The 6050-nt window shown below is 64.3% G+C and carries 6 protein-coding genes; all 6 read left to right on the top strand.

The genetic code is table 11. The annotated features are described in order from the left end of the window. Positions 1-212: 212 nt before the first annotated feature. The 6 genes from VAPA_RS33515 to VAPA_RS33490 all read left to right on the top strand — a co-directional run bounded on the left by VAPA_RS33515 (position 213) and on the right by VAPA_RS33490 (position 6025). The gene (locus VAPA_RS33515) at positions 213-773 is read left to right on the top strand and encodes a hypothetical protein (protein ID WP_230559079.1); all 561 of its coding nucleotides are present in this window, start codon (positions 213-215) and stop codon (positions 771-773) included. 4 nt (positions 774-777) lie between these two features. Further along, a complete protein-coding gene (locus VAPA_RS33510; protein ID WP_021004705.1) occupies positions 778-1110 on the top strand; it encodes a TrbC/VirB2 family protein in 333 nt (110 codons plus the stop codon). 12 nt (positions 1111-1122) lie between these two features. After that, positions 1123-1491: a VirB3 family type IV secretion system protein gene (locus VAPA_RS33505; RefSeq protein ID WP_021004704.1), complete on the top strand. Its 369-nt coding sequence runs from the start codon at positions 1123-1125 to the stop codon at positions 1489-1491. A 14-nt stretch (positions 1492-1505) separates the two neighbouring features. After that, positions 1506-4013, top strand: coding sequence for a VirB4 family type IV secretion/conjugal transfer ATPase (locus VAPA_RS33500; protein ID WP_021004703.1), 2508 nt, complete (start codon positions 1506-1508; stop codon positions 4011-4013). After that, entirely contained in the window at positions 4006-4740 is a 735-nt protein-coding gene (locus tag VAPA_RS33495; RefSeq protein WP_021004702.1) for a TrbJ/VirB5 family protein, read from the top strand. The genes VAPA_RS33500 and VAPA_RS33495 overlap by 8 nt, the downstream gene beginning before the upstream one ends. Positions 4741-4975: 235 nt before the next feature. After that, entirely contained in the window at positions 4976-6025 is a 1050-nt protein-coding gene (locus VAPA_RS33490; protein WP_021004701.1) for a TrbL/VirB6 family protein, read from the top strand. Positions 6026-6050: the final 25 nt, after the last annotated feature.

Here is a 6050-nt window from a genome sequence, read left to right as displayed (position 1 = left end):
GCGCGTCCATCACCCCCGAACGGCGCGCTTCGCGGGCACCGCTGAAACTTGCAACAGAGGCTCGCCCCCCGCACCGGCGGACCCGCCTCACTGCTCCGTGCTCGCACCGCCCTGCCGCGTCGCTCACGAAATATCGCCGCCTCGCGCTTTGCGACACCACTGTCAAAAACAATAGTCGACACACGCACGGGCAGAGGCGGACATTGCGCCCCATGCAAGCAAACGACACTCAACGCGGGCATGCGACCGATGAAGGCCGACGCTCAGCCTGGCTTTCCATGCTCATGTTCGCCGGCTTGATGGCGCACGCGCGCCCCCTGTGGGCCCAGGCGGAGCCCAGCGCATCGCAGGGCGCCGGACCACAGCAGCAGGCGGCGCGCGACAACGACCGCATCGAGATCCTTCGCGAGGAGCTCAGGAAGTCGGAAGCGCAATTGGAAGGTCTCATGCGCCGCAAGGCCGAGCGGCTCGCCGCATCCGACCTGAAGGCAGCGACCGAGGCCGAGGAACAGCGCGTCCGCACGCTCGGCGACATCGCGGCCATCCGGCGGGAGATCGCTTCGGCCTCTCATGCCGCCGCCCAGGCTACGGCGGTCAGGCCCATGGCCGTTCAGGCCGCCAAGAATCCTTCCGCCGCCGGCAAGCGCGTGGCGCCAGCACCGTGGTGGGACGTCTACGGCAGCGGTCGGCGCATTGAATCGCCTGCTTCACTTTCTCCTGCGTCCCCGCCTGGGCAAGTGCCCGCGGGATCAGCCCCCAGCCCAACGGAGTAACGCCATGACCGCATGCTCGATCCACATCCAGCCCGCAGCGGCAGCCGGCATCCGTGTCAAATGGATCGGATGGCTGCTCATCGCGTGGCTCATCGCCGCCGCCCCTGCCGAAATCGCCTGGGCGGGCAGCCCGTTCGCGACCGGTGCGAACGCGACCCAGCAACAACTCGTCGCCATCCTGACGCCGCTGGCCGCAGTCGCCGTGATGGTCTCCGGCGCCATGGCCTGGTTCGGGCGCCTGAGTTGGTGGTGGATGGTCGCGGTCGTGATCGGCACCGTGCTGGTCTTCGGCGGCCCGCAGATCGTGTCCTGGATCCGGGGCCTGTTCGGCGTCTGAAGGGAGCGGTCCATGAGTCGCAACCAGGGCATTGCCGCGGATCCCCTGTTCGTCGGCATGACGCGGCCTTCGATGGTCTGGGGCGTCACCTACTCGGCCATGATGTTCAACATCGTCGTCACGACCGAGTCGTTCATCGTGACCAAGAGCCTCGCGTGGCTGCTGGCCTTCGTGCCGATCCACGGCGTGCTCTACCTCGTGTGCCTGTACGAGCCGCGCTTCTTCGACCTGCTGCAGCTCTGGGGCCGCACGCGCCTGCCGGCCATGCTCGGCGGCAACCTGCGGTTCTGGCGTGCGAACTCGTACAGCCCCCTGGCGCTGAACATGCCTGACTGGCGGGGGCGCCGCCGCATGCGCACGCCGCCCGTGACCTTGGTCTGACGCCGTACCGCGCCATGAAACTGCTGTCACGCTCCGAGCACACGCTGCGCCGCGAAGCCGGCGCCGCGACCATGATTCCGCTTTCGGCGCATGTGGACGAGCATGTGGCCCTGACACGTGCCGGCGACTATGTGCAGACACTCCGCCTGGCCGGCACGAGCTTCGAAAGCGCGGACGACGAGGACATCAACAGCTGGCATGAGCGCCTCAATGTCCTGCTGCGCAACATCGCGTCGCCCAACCTGGCGCTCTGGGCCCACGTGATCCGCCGTCGCGAGGCGGCCTATCCGGCCGGACAGACGACGCCCGGCTTCGCCGACGAGATCGAGCAGCGCTATCGCCGCAAGATGGCTGGCGAGCGGCTGATGGTCAACGAACTGTACCTGTCGGTCGTCTTCCGGCCGCAGCCCACCCGCATCGGCAATGCCGCATTGCGGCTGTTCAAGCGCGTGGACCCGGACGGTGCGCGGGCGGAACTGCACGATGCGCTGGACGCCTGCAGCAAGCTGCGCCAAGAACTGCTCGCCGCCCTGGAACGCTACGACCCCGAAGCACTGGGCATCTATCGGCTGCAGGGGAACGACGGGCTTTTTTCCTCCCTCGTGGAATTCCACGGCCTGCTCGTCAACGGGGAGTGGCAGCGCATGCCGCTGCCGCGCTCGCCACTCAACGAGGTCCTGGCCACCACCCGCCCCTTCTTCGGCAACGAGGCCATGGAATACCGGACCGGCACCCAGACCCGCATTGGCGCCTTCCTCGGCATCAAGGAGTACCCCACGCCCACGGCGCCGGGCATGTTCAGCGCCCTGCTGACCGCGCCCTTCCCCTTCGTGCTCACGCAAAGCTTCACCTTCCTGGCCAAGGGCACGGCCACCGACATGATGAGCCGCCAGCATCACCGGATGGCCGCCGCCGGTGACCTGGCAGTCTCGCAGGCGGAGGAGCTCCAGGACGCGCTGGACGACCTGATGAGCAATCGTTTCGTGGTGGGCGACCACCACTTCAGCCTGCATGTGCTCGCCGACACCTACGACGGCGTCAGCGAGGCCGAGGGACGGCCCCGTCTGAAGCAGCTCAACGACAACGTCGCCCGCGCCCGCTACCTGCTGGGCGACGCAGGAATGGTCGTGGCCCGCGAGGATCTCGCGCTGGAGGCGGCCTTCTGGGCGCAGCTGCCGGGAAACTTCGGCTACCGCAGCCGCAAGGCGCCCGTCACCAGCCGCAACTTCGCCGCCATGTCGCCCTTCCACAATTTCCCGACCGGCCGGGCAACGGGCAACTACTGGGGTGATGCGCTGACCATGTTCACCACGCGCGCGGGCTCGCCCTACTACTTCTCGCTGCATGCGAGCGACCCGCGCAGCCGGGACGGCGGCAGCCGCCGCGATGTCGGACACATCACGGGCGTGGGACCGGTCGGGACCGGCAAGACCACGCTGCTGGGCTTCTGCATGGTGGCGATCTGCAATCGCCTCGATGCCACACAAGTCGTCTTCGACAAGGATGAAGGGCTGCATATCCTGGTGCGGGCACTGGGCGGCCAGTACCTCCCGCTCAAGAACGGGGCACCAACCGGCTGCAATCCGCTGCAGCTCGACGATTCGATCGCCGACAACGTCGAGTTCATGCGGCACTGGCTCAGACGCCTCGTGATGCGCACGCCGGGCGAGACGCTGACCGTCCGTCAGGAAGACGATCTCGACCAGGCACTGCGCGGCACCCTGAAGCTCGACCCCTCTTTCAGGCGCCTGTCCCGGCTCGCCGCCTTCCTCGACATCACGGATCCGGAGGGGATGCACGCGCGCCTTCGGCGGTGGTGCGCCTCGGAGCACGGCGACTATGCCTGGGTCTTCGACAACGATCACGACCACGTGGCCCCGCTGCTTGCCCGGCACGCCCTCGTGGGCTTCGATGTGACCGACTTCCTTGACAACGAGGTCGTGCGCGCCCCGCTGACCCTGTACCTCTTTCACCTCGTCAACCGGATGGTGGACGGCCGCCCGCTGGTGTGCTGGATGGACGAATTCGCCAAGCTGCTGAGCGACCCGGCCTTCGCGAAATTCGCCAAGAACGGCCTGGAGACCTGGCGCAAGAAGAACGCGAACATCGCCACCTTCACCCAGAGCACCAGCCATGTGCTCGATTCCAGCATCGCGCGTGCGATCGTCGAGCAGACGCCGACGAAGATCCTGTTTCCGAATCCGGAGGCGGACTACGACGAATACACCCGGGGCTTCAACCTGACGGACCGAGAGTTCGCGCTCATCAAGCAGGAGCTCGAGCCTGGCTCTCGCCAGTTCCTCATCAAGCAGAACCATGTCAGCGTGGTCGCACAGCTCGATCTCCATGGCTTCGACGACGCCTTGCACGTCATCTCCGGGCGCACCGGCAACGTCCGCCTCATGCGCGAACTGATCGCGATCTGCGGACCGGATCCCGCCCAATGGCTGCCGCCTTTCCGCAGGGCGCTTGCGAACGACCCTTCCCATTCATCCTCACACCAGGAGATCTCCCATGCGTAGATTCCTTGTTGCTCTCTTCTTCGCGGCCACAGCTTCGCTCGCACCGCTGCACGCGAAAGCCGGCATCCCGGTGATCGACATCACGGCCGTCGCCAACCTGATACAGCAGGTCATGTACTGGCAGCAGCAAATCTCCGGGATGCAGAAGCAGTACGACCAACTGAAGGAGTCGAAAGACCAGCTGACTCGGACCCACAACGCCATGACGGGAAGCCGAGGCATGGAGCAGTTGCTGCCGACCTCGGACCTCGCACGCAACTACCTGCCTCCCAGCTATGGCGAACTGATTAACACGCTCAACGGCTCGTCGGCCAGCTATGCCGGGCTGGCCAGCCAGGTCCAGTCGATCATGAAAGCCAACAGCGTTCTCTCGGGAACGCAGTTGGAGGGGCTCAGTCCGGAGTTGCGCCAGGTCGTCGAGCAAGGGCGGCAATCGGCAGCGCTGCTCAACGGAATGACCCAGAACGCGTACCAGAACACCAGCCAGCGCTTCTCGGCCCTGCAACTGCTGATCGATCGCATCGCTTCCGCACAGGACCCCAAGGCGATCCAGGACCTGCAGGCAAGAATGCAGGCCGAGCAGAACATGCTCACCAACGAGCAGACGAAGCTGCAGAGTCTCTATCAGATTGCAAGAGCCGAGGAAGCTAGCCAGCAGCAACGCGCTAGGGAGCAAGTCATCTCTGGCCACGGCGGATTCAACGCAAGATTTGTTCCCAATCCCTGAACCGCTATGTCCAGATCATTGATCGTCATCGCCGTGATTGCGGTACTTGCCACAGGCGGCGCCTATCGGTTGCTGAAACAAGACTCGACGCCAACAGTCCCGCCCGAACTTGTGCCGTCCCAAACCGGCAAGCCAGTAACACCAAGCGTCGAGCACGGGGACTTCCAGAATCGGTTTCGGCCAACGATGCCACTTGCTAGTGACGCCGAGAAATGAAGCTTCGATAGGGCGAGCAATGTTCTTCCAGCAATTCTGGACGTGGCTGACCTCTCAATTGACGGAATACCTCGCGGCAAAAACGGTGGCCGTGGCCGGCGCCATCGAGCCGGCGGTGGTAACGCTTGCGACAATTTACGTGATGATTTGGGGATTCCTCAGCCTGACCGGCAGAGTTCAAGAACCGATATGGGAGGGCGTCAAGCGAATCCTTTTCATCGCCATAGTACTTGGCGTCGGCCTGAGACTCTGGCTTTACAACGAAGTCATTGTCGACACGTTCTTCAATGCACCAACCCAACTGGCTGCCAAGATCACCGCGGCATCGAACCCGGTGTCCGTAATCGACACGATCTGGGAAAAAGGCGGGACTGTTGCTTCGAACCTCTGGAACAAAGGCGGCGTATTGAACGGTGACTTTGGCTTCTATTTGGCGGGAGCCATCGTCTACTTCATCATTGGAGGCGTCGCCGTCTACTCGTTCTTCCTGCTTGTTTTGTCCAAGCTCGCACTGGCACTGATCCTTGCCTTGGGTCCGGTTTTTATTTGCCTGCTTTTCTTCGAGGCTACACGGCGATTCTTCGAGGCTTGGATCGCCCAGATGGCCAACTATGCACTGGTTGCTGTTCTAAGCTCGCTGGTGGCGAGCCTCATGCTTCAGGTTGTTTCTTCCTACGCCACCCAGACAGCAGCGAGGGGCGCGGCCATTGTGACCGTAGACGCATTGAACATGGTGCTGTGTGCTTCGCTTGTGCTGCTGGTGATGCGCCAAATCATGTCCATTGCAGCCGGTCTTGCGAGCGGGATTGCACTGAGTTCATTTGGGCTCGTCAGCGGATTGGCGCGGTGGGCCATGGGCGGGGCCAAGCGAACCAGCTACGAGTTCGGACGCGGCGTGCTGGACGGCCTGCGGCGAGAGCCTGGCAGTCGCTGGGATTCGTTCCGCCGCTTGGCGGGCAACCGCGTCGGCGCCGGCGTGGCTTCCTTCAGAGGGATCGGTAGCTCGCGACGCGGCGGCACCGTGCTTTCCAGAGAGCAGGTCATGCCGAGCCTCTCGCGCAGTCGCTAGCGGTGGAGTGTGCAGATGAAGCCCT

This window comes from Variovorax paradoxus B4, from assembly GCF_000463015.1.
Lineage (GTDB): Bacteria > Pseudomonadota > Gammaproteobacteria > Burkholderiales > Burkholderiaceae_C > Variovorax > Variovorax paradoxus_E.
Note: the sequence above shows the minus strand (reverse complement) of the source record. Positions and strands in the feature narration are given on the sequence as shown.